The organism is Rhizobium sp. N122, assembly GCF_002211295.1.
Taxonomy (GTDB): Bacteria; Pseudomonadota; Alphaproteobacteria; order Rhizobiales; family Rhizobiaceae; genus Rhizobium.
The window spans coordinates 1-14,900 of sequence record NZ_LOKU01000014.1; the positions used below are offsets into that span (position 1 = coordinate 1).

Sequence of the window (14,900 nt, forward strand, 5' to 3'; positions counted from 1 at the left end):
GACGAACGAACCGTTGAAACTACATGGAGACGCATTGGAGAACTCTTGAAGGCGTTCAGTCCCCAGGAGTGCTCCAACTACCTCAGACATGCAGGGTATGGTTCAGAATAACCCTGACAGACTCTAGTGGGCGGCCGGCGCCGGCGCTTCGCCGGCCGGTGCGGTCTCGAGGATCTTGACGGGCGTTCCCACCTTCTTCGGCTGCCCGGCGGAGCTTTCCTTGACGTCCTCCTTGGAGAGATAGTCGAGCTGCTCCAGCATGACCTCGGCGACATAGTCGCCACCGAGACGCTCGTTCATGCCCTTCTTGATCTCTTCGCGGAAGACCTTCGGATCGAAGGATTTGATATGGGCGATGTCGACCATCTTGTTGCCGACGAGCAGGCTGAAAAGCTCGTCCGTGGTCATCTCGGCCAGCGGCAGCGTTACGCCCTTCAGCATCTCCTTGTTCATCATGAAGGAAACGCGGCCGAGGAAATAGCCGGTGATCGCACCGTTACCGATGATCGGTACGGTGATCGTTTCACCCTTCACCAGTTCGAGCGCGCTCTGCTTGGAATCAGTGGCCGCGGGCGCCGGCGCGGTCGCCAGGTACACCGAGAAGTAGACCGATGCCAAGGTGATGGCGCAAACCCAGACACCGGTAAGGACGAGCTTGATCATCAGTTTCCACGCGCGGCGAATTGTTCCTGGGAATAGGTGCCGTCGGCATCGGCATCCTGAACGGCGTTCTTCAGCAGATCGGCGACGGCGCGAACCGCTTCGAGATGCGCCTCGACCCGACGGGCGTTGAGAACCAGCTTCTTCTTCAGTCCATGCAGCTGATCGAGATGGGCAGCGGCAAGCTCGGCCGGATCGGTGTCACGGAAAAGCATCGACAGCTCATAGAGGCAGCGGCTCTTATGCGCATTGGAGACTTTGAGATCGAACTGCGGATCGCTGCCGATCCGGGTGTTCTCATTGTCGATGATCATTTCGAGGCGTCCGAGAACGGATTTGATCCTGTATTCGTTCGAAACTATTTCCATTGTACCCTCGGTTATGCGTCGCTTGGAGCATGATGCCGAAACTGTGCCCGGTTTTCGGGCGACAGCATGCTCTAACCATTTAATTGTGAAGAGGATTCATATTTCAGGCCAACCGGCCTGAAATCATCCTGTTCTATCGGTCTTGGCTTCGGCGGTCGGCGTGCCGAATGTCTTGCGCTGGAAGTCGTCGATCATGCTGATCGCAGTGTTGCGGTCATCGTTATCGGTCGAGGCATTGACGATCTTGCCTTCCTGCCGGCGCAGCTGCTCGCTGTACATCTGCTTGGCGATGCCGATGCCGTCGCCCTTGGCCATGGTGTTGCCGAGCTGTTCGGCCATCATGCCTTTCCAGATATCGCCGGTCGCGCCCTTGCCGTAGACATCTTCGCTTTCGCTCGGCAGCATGGACTTGACGAAATTCTGCAGAACCATGGCTTCGAACTTCCGGTAGCTTTCCGGGACTTCCTCGGCCTTGGTGCGGTTCTGGATGCTGTTGAGGCCGCTCTTCTGGCCGATATGGTCGAGAACATCGACCGTATTGGAGAAACCCTTGCCGTTCTCGGCGAGGCTCGTTGCGGCAAAGGCCGCACGATTTGCCTTCAATTTTTCCTGGGCCGCCTGAACCTCCATGGGGTCGGCAGCTTTGACAACGTCCAGGACCAGATCACTGGGGGGCGAAATAGCCACGTTACAATCCTCTAATTTAAGATTGCAACGATTATGGGTTTTGAAGCTTGCTGGAGGCTGGCGTTGCGAATTGCTGGTCGATGACGTCGTAGACGGCATTGTCGTCGGCCTCGCGGCGCTCGGCCTCGAGCGCCTCCTTCATGCCTTCTTCAAAACGGTCGCCCTTGGCGCGCTCGCGTGCCAGCCGCATTTCGTGGACCTGCTGCATGCCGGTCAGCTGCTGGTCCTTGATGGAGAGCCTGCCGAATCGGTCGGCGTAATTCTGCGAGAAGGCGTGGTGGACCGGGTCCATCGAGCCGAGCGCGACGATGACGTCGTCCATCGCCGCATTGACTTCGACGCGCTGGCGGCTGGTCTCGACCAGATCGTTCTCGGCCATCCTTTCGATATGCCGCTGCACCGAGAGCAGTCGCTTGAGCTTCTGGGAACGGTTCTTTTCGACCATCGTCTCACCGTCCGATATAGATCGAGCCGAAGGACTGGCCGAACTGGCTGACCAAAGCCGCAATCGAGAAATAGATCAGGAAAAGCCCGCCCATCAGCAGATAGGGGGTGGAGATGAAGTAGACCGGGATCTGCGGCGCCAGCTTGTTGATGAAACCGATCGAGACGTTGAAGATCATGGCGTAGATCAAAAACGGGCTCGACAGGCGCAGCATGATGTAGGTCGTCTGCTCCAGCGTGTCGGTAAAGGAGATCAGCGTCGCGCGCATCTGCATCAGGCCGCCGAAGGGCATGGTCGTGTAAGAATCGATCAGCGCGCGGAAGACGATGTGATGAAAATCCATGATGAAGAGGATCATGATGCCGGCAAAGGTGATAAAGGCGGAAAGGCTGGTCTCCGGCGTATCTTCGACGATGTCGGCGGAGCCCGGCTGGGTATAGCCGACCATCGTGGCAAGGATCGAGGCGGCGAACTGCATGCCGAGCGTGTAGATTCTCGCCAGCATGCCGTACATCACGCCGATCAGCGATTCGCTGAAAATCAGGCCGATATAGGTTCCGGAACCGGTGTGAACGGCCGGATAGACGGTATCCCAGAGCAACGGCACGACGGCGATCGAGAGCGCGACGGCGATGAAGACGCGCAACTGTTCAGGCACGCGCGCCGAGGAAAAACCCGGAAGAGAAAGCACACAGCCACCGATCCGGCAGAAGACCAGAAACAGCGCGAGAACGGTCCCTTGCGGGTCTGTTATCATGAAATAGAGCCCAAAATCTTTATCTCGATGCCCTTGGCCAGTTCGACATGCGACAGGACCGGCAGCGTGGCGAACAGCCGTTCGATGATCATGCGCACATAGGAGCGTGTTTCCGGCGAGGTGACAAGTGCGAATGGCAGGCCGCGATCCATGAACTCACGGATAACTTTGGTGGCCTGCTCGCTGAATTCCTCGAGGCTGCGCGGATCGATGTCGAATTCGATCACCTCGCCCTTGGCGTCGCGCTTCAGCGCCTGGTGGAAAGCAAGATCCCATTTGCTGCCCAACCTCAGCACGCGCAGCACGCCGTTGTCGGCGAGGTCGCCGCAAAGCTGCTGGGCCATGCGGATGCGGACATGCTCGACGATCTGCTCGGTCTTTCTGACATGCGGGGCGAGTTCGGCCACCGCTTCGAGAATGAGGTGCAGGTTGCGGATCGAGACGCGTTCGGCCAACAGCAGCTTGAGCACCGCCTGCAGACCCGAATAGGACATATGCGACGAGCAGATCTCGTCGGCGAGCTTCTTGTATTCGGGGTCGAGGCGATCGATCAGCACCTTGACGTCCTTATAGGACAGAAGCTGCGGCAGGTTGTTGCGGATGACCTCGCTCATATGGGTCAGCACGACGGAGACGTTGTCGATCGGCTGGAAGCCTTCACGCTTCAGATCGTCGGCGAAGTTTTCGAGGATCGAGACGGCCGGCATGCCAAAGGCGGGTTCGCGGATTTCGTCGCCGGGGATGCTCGGCCGGCGGCCGGCGCCGGTCACGACGAGGACTTCGCCGACGCGCAGCAAGTTGGAGGCGACCGTCGTGCCGTGGATGCGGATCTGGTAGGACTTCTCGGCGATGGCGATATCGTCGGTGACCTTGATCTCCGGCACGACGAAACCGTATTGCGTCGCGAACTTCTTGCGCATCTTGCCGACGCGGAAGGCGAGTTCCTGGTGGGCGCCGAGCAGGCGGGTCGAGACCATCTTGCCGAGTGCGAGCTCGATCTCCGAGGTGCGCAGCACCGACTTGACCGAATCCTTTTCCAGCTCCTTGTTCTGGACGACCTTCTTTTCCTCCTGCTCGCGGCGAAGCTTGTTTTCAGCCTCGACCTGACGCGGGATGAACCAGGCGCCGAATGCGAGAAGACTGCCGAGGATCACGAAAGGGACGAATGGCAGGCCCGGCATCAGCGCCAGGACAAACATCAGCACGGCCGAGACCGAGAGCGCGCGGGGATAACCGCTCAACTGGTTGACGACAGCCTGGTCGGTGGAGCCGGTGGTGCCGCCGCGCGAGACGAGAAGGCCGGCGGCGAGCGAGACGATGAGGGCCGGCATCTGCGAGACGAGGCCGTCGCCGACGGAGAGCTTGACGAAGACGTCGGCTGCTTCGCCGATCGGCATGCCATGGCGGAAATAGCCGATGATGATGCCGCCGAAGACGTTGATGGCGGTGATGATCAGGCCGGCGACGGCATCGCCGCGCACGAATTTCGAGGCACCGTCCATCGCACCGAAGAAGGAGCTTTCCTCTTCGAGTTCCCTGCGCCGGCGCTGGGCTTCCCTTTCATCGATGATGCCGGCCGAAAGATCGGCGTCGATCGACATCTGCTTGCCGGGGATGGCATCGAGGGTGAAACGCGCGCCAACTTCGGCGATACGCGTGGCGCCCTTGGTGATGACGATGAAGTTGATGGTGATGAGAATCAGGAAGACGATCAGACCGATGACGAAGTCGCCCGACATCACCAGGCTTGCGAAACCGGCGATGACACCGCCGGCCGCGTCGTGACCTTCATTGCCGTGGGACAGGATGACACGCGTCGTCGCGATGTTCAGCGCCAGCCGGGTCATCGTCGCGATCAGCAGAATGGTCGGGAAGGACGAGAAATCGAGCGGTTTCTGGATCCACAGCGCGACCATCAGGATCAGCACCGAGAAGGCGATCGAAAAGGCCAGACCCATGTCGATCAGGAATGGCGGGATCGGCAGGAAGAGAATGCAGATGATGCCGATGATGCCGAGGGCAAAACCGACATCGCGCAGGCTCGGGGCGACCTTCGGAAGGGGTAATGCAGGTGGTTGCGCCATAACAATTCCGTCTCTTCATGAGAGGAGGCAGACTCGGTCCGCCCAATTCGGATCGAGAGTTAAATGGCGAAGCTTGCGCGAAGGTGGCTCAGAATCCGGACTGGATGCGCGAGAAGACCAGATTGGTGAAAATCGAGACCTGCGAGCCAACGAAGGGTGCGGTGACGCCGACGGTGATCAGCACCGCAACGATCTTCGGCACAAAGGTCAGCGTCGCTTCCTGCACTTGGGTCAGCGCCTGGATCAAGGCGATGATGAGACCCACCACCATTGCGGCGAGGACCGCCGGACCGGAGGCAATCAGGACGGTCCAGATCGCGGCCTGGAACAGATCCAATGCATCAGCTTCATTCATCTGAAGGCAACCTCATATCGCCTTGAAGCAGCCCCGCCGAGGCCGGGCTGCTATGATTGGTGTCACCGGCGCGTCGGCGCCGTGCTATCAGGTATCGCTGCTGCCGCTGGTCGTGGTCGTCGTGGTCGGCGCCTTGTCAGCAACGGTGATTCCCGCCTGCACGAGTATCTTACCGCCATCCGTGGTCGTCGCAATGATGCCGTCGGAATAAACCTTGACGGATTCGATGGTGCCTTTGACGGTGCCGTCGGCGCTTTCCATGTATTTGCCGACGTAGCTGCTGGCCTGAGTGAGGCTCGAGCTTGACAGAAGCGTATCCAGCTTGGTGTTCGTCTGGATCGTCTGCTCCACCTGCGAAAAGCTTGCCAGCTGCGACATTTGCTCACTGGCGTCGACCGGATCGGTCGGATCCTGGTTCTTCATCTGCGCAATGAGCAGCTGAAGGAAATTGTCGTAGTTCAGCGTCGCTTTCTGCTGGGCGGAATTCGTCGTGCTCGTGGTGCCCGCCGAGGTCACGCTCGATGTTGCATCTACCGCCATGGTGCAATCTCCCTGCGAATCTGCTCGACCATCGTCGGCGGCATTTCGTGGTTGTTGAGGATATTGTCTTCGATCGCGTAGAGGCCGCGGATCGCCTTCAGCGCGTCGAAGGCGCGGCCGGTCGAGACGAGTGCATCGATGCGCTTCAGTTCGGCGAGGATTTCCTCGTTCTTGAAGCAGGTGAGCAGCATGGTGATCGACTTGCGGAACATCGCCGTCGAGTGGTCCTTGCCCTCGGGATTGATGAGGATCATCTGCGCGATGAAATAGAGCTGGCGCAGCGGTGTGGTGGCGCCCTCCGGCTGGAGGACGTGGTTTTCGAGAAGGAACGTCACATCATTCAGGAATTCCAGCGCGACCTTGCGGTCGACACGCAGGACGGCGCCGTTGATGAAGATTCTTTCTCCGGCTTTCAGAGAAATGCGAAGTGTACTTTTCATTTAAGTCCATCCCTGATGATGGTGGTAACGTCGATGATGCCCTGATAGTTATTCGACAGACGTTTTCGGATCCTGTCGCATTCCTTCAATATCCAGATCGCGATCGAGATGAGGTTGGCCCTGAGCTCGATCTCCAGCTGGTTGTCGGGATGTTTCAGATCCTCGATGAAGCTGATCCACACCCGGCGCGTATAAAACAGGGCTTCGATGGCTTCCCGGCCGTATTTTTCCTTGTCGCGCGCCAACGACAGCAGATCTATGGACCGGTCAAGAACCTGCCATTCCCGCTCTTTCGCGTCGGCCACCGAGTCCTGCATGACTTCGGCATAAGAGAACTGATACATTCATGCATCCTTCTTAATCTTGCGCGCCTTTGCTCATCAAAGGTAGTTTACGAGACTCAACTGCTGGATCTTCGAGACGATCGTGTAAGCCGTTTCAAGCTGCGTTTCCAAAGTCTTGACGAGGGTCGAAGCCTCGTAGGGATCGACGCCCTGGAGATCGACGAGCTTGTTCTTGATGATGTTCGACTGGGCGTCGAGGGCGTCGTTGGACTTCTTGACGCGCTCCTGGGAAAGGCCGAGCTGGCTTGCCTGCGTCACCAAGCCGCTGGTCGCCTTCGTCGTGTAGGTGATCGCCTGCTTGGACACCGTGGTCATTGCATCGCTGCTGAGGTTCTGGCCGAGCAGCGCCGAGGTCATCACCGAGGCGAGCGCCATGTAGCGCATGCCTTCGGAATTGGCGTTGGTCGAGGATTCGATCACTTCGGAATTGCTGATGCGGCTCGTCATGTTCTGGCTCGATGCCTGCGACCAGCCGGTCGCCGCATTGGTCCAGTTTGCCTGGCTGAACATCGGCTCCACCGTCCCCGTGATGAAGGTCTGCATTTCGGCGCCGGTAAGAGCGCTGACCGCCTTCGGGGGCGCGAGACCGGCTGCATAGCTGTTCAGCGCCGTAACGATGGCGGCACTCGTCGCCGTCGTCTTGTCGGTCAGCGGCTGCACGTCGGTGTTGATGCCGGAGAACAGATATTCGCCGTTCACCATGGTATTGGCGGTGTCCATCATGGTGGAGAGCGCGCTGGTCGCCGACTGGATGGCGACGGTGACGCTGCCGGGATCGTGGCTGCCCTGGAGCGCCGTCAGTTTCGAAACCAGGCCGTCGCCGACGTCCTTCATCTTGGAGAGGCCGAGCTGGGAGGATTCCATGCGGGCGGTGACGAGCGAATTGCTCGCCTTGATCGAGTCGATCCGGTCGGTCTCGCGGGTGAAGTCGACGCTTCTTGCGGCATTGCCGCCGAGCGAGACGCCGATATCCGCATAGACACCCGTCGTTGCTTCCATCGTCGCCTTGGTCATCTGGTTCTGCCCCTGACGGATCGTCAGTCGCATCGCATTCTGAATGGCCGAACTTGAAATAAATGAGCTCTTCATGGCTTAACTCGCAATATCCAGCAATGACTTCAACATTTCGTCGACGGCGTTCAGGATCTTGGTCGCCGCCTTGTAGGACTGCTCTATGTCGAGGAGCAGCGTCAGCTCCTCGTCGAGGTTGACGCCGGTCTCATTGGAATAGGCTTCGTCGGAGCGCGACAGCGCCGCCGAGCTGTTTTCCGCCGCGGTCGTGGCATTGCTGCGGTACTGCTCGAGCCAGCCGAGGGAATTGGTGGCGTATTCCATGATGCTGACGTTGGAATCGATGCCCGTCGTGGCGTCGAAACCGACGGCCGGTCCTGCCGCCGGATCGAAATCGATGTCGGAGCCCAAGGCAGTGTAAAGACGATCGAGGTCGGTCGTATAGCCGCTGAGGTGGGTAGGATTGTTGACCACGCCACCGGCGTTGACGCCGCCATCGCGCAGGCGCATCGGATCGCCACCCTGCGCGGTGATCACGCGGCTGCTGACGGTGATGGTCGAGGCCATGCCGGCAACCGCGGTGGTGCCGGTATCGACCGTGCCGCCGCTCCAGGTGAAGAGACCGGGCACATAGGCCGGGGTGCCCGACGTGCTCTGCTCCTTAAAGAGCGAGACCAGGCCGCGGGCGATTTCGTCGAGCTGCTTCTGGAAGTTGGGAGCGATCTCGTCACGGACCTGCAGGAGCGACTGGAGGCTTCCCTGTGCCGTCGTCGTCGACCCGCTGCCGCGTGGCAGCGCCACACCGTCGATATAGACGGAATTGCCGGTGACCGTCGCGTTGTAAACATCCTGAGACTTGAACGTCACCTTGCGCGGAACGGTCTCGAAAAGGATCGTTCCGTCGGAGGTGCTCAGCACCATGTCGTTGTTGTCACGCGTCGTCGCGTTGACGCCGACGATCTGCGAAATCTGCTTCAGAGCCTTCTCGCGTTCGTCGAGAGCGCCTGAGGCATCCGCACCCGAGGACGTGGCGGTCTTAACCGCGTTGTTGGCCTTCTCGAACTGGCTGAGCAGCGTGTTCAGCGTATCGACATCAGTGGCGATCTGCTTATCGGCGGTGGCGCGGACATCCTGAACGGACTGCGAGGCATTGTTCAGCGAATTGGCGACGTCCTGGGCGGCGGTGATGGCGCCCTGGGCGGCGACGGTGCTGCCCGGCGTCGTGCGGAAGGCCTGAAGCTTCTGCTGAAAAACACTGAGATAGGTGGATGGCGACGTTTCGTAGTCGTTGCCACCCATAATCGACTTGAGATCTTCGAGACCGCCCAGCAATGCCTGTTGGGCGCTGTCTTGCGAGGAGGTCTTCAGGTACTGGCGCAGCAGGGCATCTTCCTGTGCCCGGTCGATCTTGACGACCTGCGCGCCGTTCAAAGACGTGGTGAGCATCGCCTGCCGGCGCACGTAATCTTTATTGCCCGCATTCGAGATATTGTTCGATACGACACTGCTCTGCGTGCCGGTATTGTTGAATATTCCCTGCGCGGTATTAAGTGCGGATGTGAGCGACATAGCTTACCCGTTACCCTGCTTATCTCTTGAGGTTGACGAGGACGTCCATGATGTCGGACCCCGTCTGGAAGACCTTGGAATTGGCGGTATAGCTGCGCTGTGATTCGATCATCTCGGTCAGCTCGCCGGCGAGATCGACGTTCGAACCTTCGAGTGCGCCCGATTTGATCGTGCCGAGGCCGTTGGTCTGCGGGAAGCCGGTGACCGTGACGCCCGACTGGCCGTTGGCGCTATAAACGTTGCCGCTCATCAGCGTCAGCTTGTCGGGGCTTGCGACGTTGGCGAGCGGAATGCGATAGAGCGGCTTCGTGCTGCCGTCTTCGTATTTAGCGTAGACGATGCCATCGCCATCGATGGTGACATCCTTGACCGGGCTTGCTGCCTGGCCGTTCGGCGTGCCGGTGCCGGCAAAGGCGGCGCCGAGCTGCGTGAAGCCGGAAAGATCCATGCTGATCGACAGCGCGTTCCTTGTATCGGCGATCGTGAGGGCGCCGCCCGTCAGCATCTTGCCGTTGCGGTCGAATGTAAGGTTTCCGGAGGAGACAACGGCACCGGCACCACCGGTGTAGGGGAAGGAAGTCGTGCCGCCCGTCGCCGCATCGGCGTTGCGGAACACCGCAACCTCCCAGGTGCTGGCAGTAACACCGCCGGCGGCCGGCACCGGCGTTACGACCGAGCTCTTCGTGAAGTAGAAGTCATACATCACCTTGTTGCCGAGATGGTCGTAGGCGACCATCGAGAACTTCTTGGTATCGGCCGTTGTGGTGGCGGCGTTCGCGCTCGGCGCCGTCGCGGGGGCGACCGGAGCGATATTGGCGCCGGAATCAAGGTTGCCCTTGAAGACACCCGATGTCGAGGCGATAGCGGTCAGCCCTTCCTGATTGACGTTGATAGGCACGAGGCCGTCGAAGCCGTTAACGACGACGGCGGGAGCGCCGGAGTCGTAGGAATAGCCCATAAGGCCAAAGCCGGCGGCGTTGACGAGGTTGCCTTCGTCGTCCTTGGTGAAGTCGCCGGCACGGGTCAGCACCGGCGTGCCGTCAGGACCCTGAACGATGAAGAAGCCGTCGCCCGAGATCGCGAGGTCGGTGGTCGAGGTGGTGTAGGAGATGTCGCCCTGATCGGAGACGGCCTGGCGGACGGAGGTCTGAACGCCGCCGGAATTGTAGTTGCCGCCCGAGGAAGGCAGGACCAGCGACGAGAAGCTCGTCGACACAGCCTTGTAGCCGGTCGTGTTGACGTTGGCGATGTTGTCGGAGACCGTGCTGAGGCGGTTCGCCTGCGCGTTCATCCCCGATACCGCCGTCTTCATGCTGCCGAAAATGCTCATCTGAAAACCTCGTTTTACCTGTTAAACTCGAGAGTATTTGTCGGGCCTTGCGTGAAGCTGTCTGTCATGGCGCGCTGCAAGGCCAATATCGAGGTTCAGCCGGGCGCTGCGGCCCGGCCGGAAAAATCAGGCCCAATCGATGCAGTAGCCGAGGAAGCGCTTGGAATCGACCGGATCGACGCCGAGTTTTTTGCGCAGCTTCTTGCGCAGCTTCGAGATATGGCTTTCGACGACGTTCTCCTCGACCTCTTCGTCGAAGATACCGTAGATAGCGTTGAAGATCTGGGTCTTGGTGACCCGGCGACCGCGATTGGCGATCAGATATTCGAGGATGCGGCGCTCGCGCCGGGGAAGCGCGAAGACTTCGCCGTTAATCTCGGGGTCGCGACCATCCGAGAAAACGCGGATGCCGCCGATCTCGGTGTAGTTGGCGATCGCCTTCAGCCGGCGCCGGATCGCGGCCGCTCTTGCGAGGATTTCGCGCGGATGCACTGGCTTGCGCACCACGTCGTCGACGCCGCAATCGAACAGTGCAAGGGTGTTTTCGAGCGAGGGCTGGTCGCTGACCGCAATCACCGGCGCCATCGACCGATCCCGGATCGCCCGGGGGAGTTCGAGGCTGCGCTGGCCCTGACCGATCAGGAAGGCCTCGACTGCCGCAATATCGGAATCGGCAGCGGTCTGCACCCACTCACCGAATTCCGTCGGATCAAAGCCGGTGGAGGGAATGCCCTCACGGCCAAACAGAGATGTGTATCCATCTTTCACGAGCTCACGCTCATCAACCACGACGATCATTCGTCCGCCTCCGAATCAGTGTGGCACTTCGATGATCTATGGGTACGAATCGCACGAATCGGCGACAACTCGTTAAAGTTAATGGCAGAAACTAATAATTGATTAAGATCCGGGTGGCGATTTGATCTATATCTAGTGGGTACGGTGATTTATGCACACCAAAATTTCGTGGAAAAGTTAACAGTCTCTTAATTATGACTTGCACAAGGGATTCACGCCGGATTCCTGCCATATTGTGACACAGTTTCGTCACAATAGGCCAATTCTATCTTTGGTTGAATTAATTTCGGCAAAAGTTACTCGCATTAGGAGTCCATTTGCCGTAACCGGTGGCGACCAGATTGGCAATGACGCGGCAGACATATTGCTTCTGCGCGGGGTCATTGTTTGGGCCGGCATGGTATCTGGCTACCGCCATTGTCCATGTCTCGTGACGGTCATGCAGGTTGCGGAGGAATTTTGCCGCATACTCGACGTTGCGATGGGGGTCGAACATATCCTCGGCCGAGCCGAAATTTTCGCCATGATAATAGTGGTTGATCTGCATGCAGCCGATGTCGATGAGCTTGGCGCCGCTGCTGCGGGCAACATCGAACTGCCTCATGGCGTCCTGCTCCGAGGGCGGAAAGATCGCCTTGCCTTCGACGTTCATGGCATAGGGATAGAGCGAGCCCTTGCGGCCGGTTTCCGTCAGGCCGACCGAATAGAGGATGCCTTCCGGGATGCCGTATTTGGCAGCGGCCGACTGGATTTCGCGTTCGCAGGCACCGGTGGAGGCTTTCGCCTCAGAGGTAAACGCCGCCAGTGCCGCCGCTGCGGCCAGCAGAAACGTCTTCAATACCGGTCTCGCCTGCGCCATTGAAGCCTCCATCCGCCCGCTGTGCCGTCTGATTATGGCGCTCGCGCGCCTCGCCGCCCTGCCCCTGCTGGGGCAGCGACTGCTGCTGGGAGGCCTGGCTTTGGCCGCCTGCCTGGTTGCCGGCGTCGCTGCGCTCGACCGGCGCCATGCTGATGGTGACATTGTCGACGGCGTAGCCCTGGCTGCGCAGAGCTTCGAGAATCTTGCCGTGATCTTCCTTCATCTGACGATAAGCCGCGCCGGTTTCGACCTTGAGATCGACGTTCAGGGCGTCGCCGGACAGGCGCATGGTCGCCGTCACCATGCCGAGATCGAGCGGGTTCATCTGGATCTTCAGCGTATTGACCACCTTGCCGGTGCTCGTCCATTCCGCCGCGTTGGAGAGAGCCGAGCTCGGCTCCATGGCGCGCGCCCATTCGGAATCGCCCGAGAGCGCGGCAGTGACGGCGGCAGAATTCGAATTCTGCGCCAGGCCGATATAACGGCGAGATTCGAGCACCGAGATGTTTTCGACATTGGCCTTCTTTCCGCCGTCCTTAGCCCCGGCCTCTTCGGTGCCGAGATGAACATCCATCGACACGCCACGGCCATCGGCGCGGCTGAGCCTGAATGTCCTGCCCTCGGTGGCTTCGGCATTCTCCGATCCGGGAACCTTGACATCGTCGGTCTTGCCACTCTCGACGCCGGTGACGGCCGCCAGGGCGTCGGATGCATGTCCGCCTGCCTTGGCTTCGATGCCCTCGATCTTCTTGTCGGCCGGCTTGACCTCATCGGCTTTGGCGGACGGATGGACGCCTGCTGCCGCTGACAAAGCGACCGCGCCGTCGGCGGGATCCTGCTTCAGCAGGCCGAGGACATCGGAAATGGCCCCGTCCTCATCGCCGCTGTCCTTGTCCGTATCGGTTTCCAACGCCTCGGCCTTGGCGTGCTTGCCGCCTTTGGCTGCCTGAACGACCTCCTCGGCAGAGCGGTCTTTCGCATCGAGCTTCAAGGCAAGATCCGCCGGCATTTTGACCGCAGCCTTTCCAGGCTTTGCCGCGGCTTTTTCTGTATTGGCGATGGTTTCCGGCTGCGCTTCAGCCTGCGCCTTCAACGCGGCGTCGCTGAGATCGATCAACGGCTTGGTGCGGCTGCGGATCGTCCGCGCCATGGTCTCGGCGCCGGCATTGGCAACCGCGCCCTGATCCGGCTGCGCATCGTCGGCGTCGTCATTTGCAGTACCGCCGCTTGCCTTGGCAAGCGCATCGGAGAAGCCGTTCTTTTGGCCGGCAGCATCGTCTTTACCAATCGGCCGCGCAGATTTCGCAGCCGCCGCGGCATCCGCACCGGCGGCGCCGCCCAAGACGCTCATATCCATCATTGTTCGTTGCCTTCCTGCGCCAGAAGACCGTCGATCTCGTCGAGCTTGGACCGATTGGTCGTCACAAATGCGTTGAATGAGGGGTCGGTACCCTGGCTCTGGCCAGTCGATGCCACACCTCCCGGAACAGGCTCGGGAAGCGCGCCCGGCGCTCCCGGTTGCGGATCTGTCGCCGCAGCCTTTTCAGAAGTGATTTCTTGATCAGAAGTGTTAGGGTTCGAGGCTTGCGTCAGGCTTGCCGGGTCGGGAGCGCGCAGGATCTGCTCGGCGACCGATCGCGCCGCTTCCTGCAGCGCCTGATCCCGCGGCGAAAGCGTGTCGCCGGCGATGCCGCTGACATTCTTCGCCGCCCGGTCGACATCCTCCGTGGTAAGGCCGGCCATACCGCCATAGAAATCCGCCAGCGGACCGAAGGCATTGTCGGTGCCGGCGCCGAGCGACTGCACACGCTCGACCGCCATATGCGTCAGCTCCGACTTACCCGCAATCGCGGCAGCGCGGGCGATGCGCAGATAGACCTCGCGCTGGCGCGGCGCGTCCATGAAGGACAGGATGTCGACGACATCCTGCGGCTTCACGGCGTGATCATGGCCGACGACGAGCGTCACGAAAAGATCGGCGAACTGGCTGGCATAGGGCGAATGCAGGAAACGCCTGACATAACGCTGCGAATAGGCCATGCCCTTGTCGAGCATGCCCTTGTCGACGCAGATGGCGACGGAGCGGCGTAACGCTGCCTCCTCGACGATCGTGCCGGGTGCTGCAAGGCGCGCCTGGTCGTAGAGATCCAGCGCGTCCGTCGGTTTCGTCGCGATCAGCACGTTGCCGCCGATCAAGGCAAGGTAAGGGCCGATCTTCTTGTCGCGGTATTCCCTGGCCGTCTCTTCCAGCGTCTTGGCGACGAGCAGTCCCTTGCCGCTCAGATATTTTCTGAGCACATCGGTGACACGATTGTCGAAATAGCCGTTGACGTCGTGGGCGATCAGATATTCGAGCGTCTGCGGATTGCCGCCGCTCATCGCGTAGATCAGCGCGGCATCGACATTGCGGTCGTCATCGAAGACCGACGTGTCGACGGTGCGCAGCCGCTCGTCGATCGTGCCCAGCATGAAGCGCTGCATCTCACCGGCCGAATGATCGCCGGAGACGACGGAATCCTGCACGAACTGCAGCGACCGCAGCATCTTGTACGGCGCGAGATCGTCCGGATCCTGCGCCTTGCCTGCGGCTGGCGACAGTATCGCCAGGCCGAGGGCCACAAATCCGACATAACGATGCTGCCGACGCGCCATC

17 protein-coding genes are annotated in these 14,900 nt (G+C 60.2%); all 17 read right to left on the minus strand.

Annotation, left to right across the window (positions count from 1 at the left end):
- Positions 1–123: 123 nt before the first annotated feature.
- Positions 124–663 carry a hypothetical protein gene (locus ATY75_RS12815; protein ID WP_064836609.1) on the minus strand — a complete coding sequence of 180 codons (540 nt, stop codon included), beginning with the start codon at positions 661–663 and terminating at the stop codon, positions 124–126.
- Positions 663–1,028 carry a hypothetical protein gene (locus ATY75_RS12820; RefSeq protein ID WP_003570277.1) on the minus strand — a complete coding sequence of 122 codons (366 nt, stop codon included), beginning with the start codon at positions 1,026–1,028 and terminating at the stop codon, positions 663–665. The genes ATY75_RS12815 and ATY75_RS12820 overlap by 1 nt, the downstream gene beginning before the upstream one ends.
- 123 nt (positions 1,029–1,151) lie before the next feature.
- Positions 1,152–1,715 carry a rod-binding protein gene (locus tag ATY75_RS12825; protein WP_064836607.1) on the minus strand — a complete coding sequence of 188 codons (564 nt, stop codon included), beginning with the start codon at positions 1,713–1,715 and terminating at the stop codon, positions 1,152–1,154.
- A 31-nt stretch (positions 1,716–1,746) separates the two neighbouring features.
- A complete protein-coding gene (locus ATY75_RS12830) occupies positions 1,747–2,160 on the minus strand; it encodes a hypothetical protein (protein WP_088937854.1) in 414 nt (137 codons plus the stop codon).
- A 4-nt stretch (positions 2,161–2,164) separates the two neighbouring features.
- Positions 2,165–2,917 (minus strand): flagellar biosynthetic protein FliR, encoded by a 753-nt coding sequence (locus ATY75_RS12835; RefSeq protein WP_064836602.1) that lies wholly within the window; start codon positions 2,915–2,917, stop codon positions 2,165–2,167.
- Entirely contained in the window at positions 2,914–5,001 is a 2,088-nt protein-coding gene (flhA, locus tag ATY75_RS12840) for a flagellar biosynthesis protein FlhA (protein ID WP_064836600.1), read from the minus strand. Before flhA ends, ATY75_RS12835 begins: the two co-directional genes overlap by 4 nt.
- Before the next feature lie 88 nt (positions 5,002–5,089).
- Positions 5,090–5,356, minus strand: a complete 267-nt coding sequence (gene fliQ, locus ATY75_RS12845) for a flagellar biosynthesis protein FliQ (RefSeq protein WP_064836598.1) — start codon at positions 5,354–5,356, stop codon at positions 5,090–5,092.
- An 87-nt stretch (positions 5,357–5,443) separates the two neighbouring features.
- Positions 5,444–5,896, minus strand: coding sequence for a flagellar hook assembly protein FlgD (gene flgD / locus ATY75_RS12850; RefSeq protein ID WP_088937855.1), 453 nt, complete (start codon positions 5,894–5,896; stop codon positions 5,444–5,446).
- Complete coding sequence (gene flbT, locus ATY75_RS12855) at positions 5,887–6,336, minus strand: flagellar biosynthesis repressor FlbT (protein WP_003570292.1); 450 nt, start codon at positions 6,334–6,336, stop codon at positions 5,887–5,889. Before flbT ends, flgD begins: the two co-directional genes overlap by 10 nt.
- The gene (gene flaF / locus ATY75_RS12860) at positions 6,333–6,680 is read right to left on the minus strand and encodes a flagellar biosynthesis regulator FlaF (RefSeq protein WP_003570294.1); all 348 of its coding nucleotides are present in this window, start codon (positions 6,678–6,680) and stop codon (positions 6,333–6,335) included. The genes flbT and flaF overlap by 4 nt, the downstream gene beginning before the upstream one ends.
- 36 nt (positions 6,681–6,716) lie before the next feature.
- Positions 6,717–7,769, minus strand: coding sequence for a flagellar hook-associated family protein (locus tag ATY75_RS12865; RefSeq protein ID WP_088937856.1), 1,053 nt, complete (start codon positions 7,767–7,769; stop codon positions 6,717–6,719).
- 3 nt (positions 7,770–7,772) lie between these two features.
- Positions 7,773–9,260 carry a flagellar hook-associated protein FlgK gene (gene flgK / locus ATY75_RS12870; protein ID WP_064836592.1) on the minus strand — a complete coding sequence of 496 codons (1,488 nt, stop codon included), beginning with the start codon at positions 9,258–9,260 and terminating at the stop codon, positions 7,773–7,775.
- A gap of 19 nt (positions 9,261–9,279) precedes the next feature.
- Complete coding sequence (locus ATY75_RS12875; RefSeq protein ID WP_064836590.1) at positions 9,280–10,590, minus strand: flagellar hook protein FlgE; 1,311 nt, start codon at positions 10,588–10,590, stop codon at positions 9,280–9,282.
- A gap of 126 nt (positions 10,591–10,716) precedes the next feature.
- Positions 10,717–11,388, minus strand: a complete 672-nt coding sequence (locus ATY75_RS12880; RefSeq protein WP_049733072.1) for a winged helix-turn-helix domain-containing protein — start codon at positions 11,386–11,388, stop codon at positions 10,717–10,719.
- Positions 11,389–11,668: 280 nt separating this feature from the next.
- The gene (locus ATY75_RS12885; RefSeq protein WP_003584276.1) at positions 11,669–12,226 is read right to left on the minus strand and encodes a lytic transglycosylase domain-containing protein; all 558 of its coding nucleotides are present in this window, start codon (positions 12,224–12,226) and stop codon (positions 11,669–11,671) included.
- Positions 12,174–13,607: a flagellar hook-length control protein FliK gene (locus tag ATY75_RS12890; protein ID WP_088937857.1), complete on the minus strand. Its 1,434-nt coding sequence runs from the start codon at positions 13,605–13,607 to the stop codon at positions 12,174–12,176. The genes ATY75_RS12885 and ATY75_RS12890 overlap by 53 nt, the downstream gene beginning before the upstream one ends.
- A complete protein-coding gene (motC, locus tag ATY75_RS12895; protein ID WP_088937858.1) occupies positions 13,604–14,899 on the minus strand; it encodes a chemotaxis protein MotC in 1,296 nt (431 codons plus the stop codon). The genes ATY75_RS12890 and motC overlap by 4 nt, the downstream gene beginning before the upstream one ends.
- Between the last annotated feature and the right edge of the window lies 1 nt (position 14,900).

Excerpts from the sequence above, each read along its gene's own strand:
- ATY75_RS12815 (WP_064836609.1), bottom strand. The coding sequence starts at position 663 with ATGATCAAGCTCGTCCTTACCGGTGTCTGGGTTTGCGCCATCACCTTG.
- ATY75_RS12820 (WP_003570277.1), bottom strand. The coding sequence starts at position 1,028 with ATGGAAATAGTTTCGAACGAATACAGGATCAAATCCGTTCTCGGACGC.
- ATY75_RS12830 (WP_088937854.1), bottom strand. The coding sequence starts at position 2,160 with ATGGTCGAAAAGAACCGTTCCCAGAAGCTCAAGCGACTGCTCTCGGTG.
- ATY75_RS12835 (WP_064836602.1), bottom strand. The coding sequence starts at position 2,917 with ATGATAACAGACCCGCAAGGGACCGTTCTCGCGCTGTTTCTGGTCTTC.
- flhA (WP_064836600.1), bottom strand. The coding sequence starts at position 5,001 with ATGGCGCAACCACCTGCATTACCCCTTCCGAAGGTCGCCCCGAGCCTG.
- fliQ (WP_064836598.1), bottom strand. The coding sequence starts at position 5,356 with ATGAATGAAGCTGATGCATTGGATCTGTTCCAGGCCGCGATCTGGACC.
- flgD (WP_088937855.1), bottom strand. The coding sequence starts at position 5,896 with ATGGCGGTAGATGCAACATCGAGCGTGACCTCGGCGGGCACCACGAGC.
- flbT (WP_003570292.1), bottom strand. The coding sequence starts at position 6,336 with ATGAAAAGTACACTTCGCATTTCTCTGAAAGCCGGAGAAAGAATCTTC.
- flaF (WP_003570294.1), bottom strand. The coding sequence starts at position 6,680 with ATGTATCAGTTCTCTTATGCCGAAGTCATGCAGGACTCGGTGGCCGAC.
- ATY75_RS12865 (WP_088937856.1), bottom strand. The coding sequence starts at position 7,769 with ATGAAGAGCTCATTTATTTCAAGTTCGGCCATTCAGAATGCGATGCGA.
- flgK (WP_064836592.1), bottom strand. The coding sequence starts at position 9,260 with ATGTCGCTCACATCCGCACTTAATACCGCGCAGGGAATATTCAACAAT.
- ATY75_RS12875 (WP_064836590.1), bottom strand. The coding sequence starts at position 10,590 with ATGAGCATTTTCGGCAGCATGAAGACGGCGGTATCGGGGATGAACGCG.
- ATY75_RS12880 (WP_049733072.1), bottom strand. The coding sequence starts at position 11,388 with ATGATCGTCGTGGTTGATGAGCGTGAGCTCGTGAAAGATGGATACACA.
- ATY75_RS12890 (WP_088937857.1), bottom strand. The coding sequence starts at position 13,607 with ATGATGGATATGAGCGTCTTGGGCGGCGCCGCCGGTGCGGATGCCGCG.
- motC (WP_088937858.1), bottom strand. The coding sequence starts at position 14,899 with ATGGCGCGTCGGCAGCATCGTTATGTCGGATTTGTGGCCCTCGGCCTG.